General features: G+C 62.5%; 1 protein-coding gene and 1 pseudogene. One reads left to right on the forward strand and one right to left on the reverse strand.

Features of this window, described 5'->3' with window-relative positions; genetic code table 11:
- A partial coding sequence (locus tag A2J02_RS09255; protein WP_231911428.1) for an acyl-CoA thioesterase occupies window positions 1-359 on the reverse strand: 359 nt, incomplete at its 3' end.
- A gap of 126 nt (window positions 360-485) precedes the next feature.
- Here A2J02_RS09255 and A2J02_RS09260 point away from each other — a divergent pair.
- Window positions 486-1,176: pseudogene (locus A2J02_RS09260) on the forward strand (Asp-tRNA(Asn)/Glu-tRNA(Gln) amidotransferase subunit GatB); the annotation flags it as partial.

A 1,176-nucleotide genomic window follows, 5' to 3' on the forward strand; every position in this document is an offset into this window, starting at 1 on the left:
GTGGTCGGCGTCAACTGGGGCAGTGTCTTCGGCTTGCCGTCGTCGCCGATCGCGACCATGGTGAAGTAGCAGCTGTTGGTGTGGCGCAATTCACCGCGCTGAATGTTCTGGGTTTCCACGCGGATACCGACCTCCATGGAGGTGCGGCCGGTGTAGTTGACCGACGCAGAGAACGTGACCAGTTCTCCGACGTGGATGGGTTCGCGAAACACGACGCGATCGACCGACAGAGTCACGACATAGGCCCCCGCGTAGCGGCTGGCGCAGGCGTACGCCACCTGGTCCAGGAACTTGAGAATCGTGCCGCCGTGGACGTTGCCCGAGAAGTTGGCCATGTCGGGTGTCATCAGCACGGTCATGGACAGTGTCTGCTTCTCTGGGGGAGTCACCCGTGCACGGTAACGAGTGCACGTGGTTACTCGCGCGTCGTACGGGAGTGGAGCCTGCAGGAACGACCCAGGTAGTCGGTGCATAAACTACTGACCATGACTGCTGCAACCGTCGATCTGATCGATTACGACGATGTGCTCGCCAAGTTCGACCCCGTGTTGGGCATGGAGGTCCACGTGGAGTTGGGCACGGCGCCCAAGATGTTCTGCGGCTGCCCCACCGAATTCGGTGCCGAGCCGAACACTCAGGTGTGCCCGGTGTGCCTGAGTCTTCCCGGCGCGCTTCCGGTGGTGAACTCGGCTGCGGTGGAGTCGGCTATTCGGATCGGGCTGGCGCTCAATTGCTCGATCACCCCGTGGGGACGGTTCGCTCGCAAGAACTACTTCTACCCGGATCAGCCGAAGAACTACCAGATCTCGCAGTACGACGAGCCCATCGCCACCGAGGGCTACCTCGATGTGCTGCTCGACGACGGCAGTACGTTTCGAGTCGAGATCGAGCGCGCGCACATGGAGGAGGACACCGGTAAGTCGACGCACGTGGGCGGTGCGACCGGCCGTATCGAGGGGGCGTCGCATTCGCTGCTCGATTACAACCGTGCCGGGGTTCCGTTGGTGGAGATCGTGACCAAGACCATCACCGGAACCGGTGCCCGTGCGCCCGAGGTCGCACGGGCGTACGTCACCGCGTTGCGCGACCTGTTGAAGTCGCTGAACGTGTCCGATGTGCGGATGGATCAGGGCTCGTTGCGCTGCGATGCCAACGTGTCTCTGATGGAGAAGACGG

The organism is Rhodococcus sp. EPR-147, from assembly GCF_001647185.1.
In the GTDB taxonomy this organism is placed as follows: Bacteria; Actinomycetota; Actinomycetes; order Mycobacteriales; family Mycobacteriaceae; genus Rhodococcoides.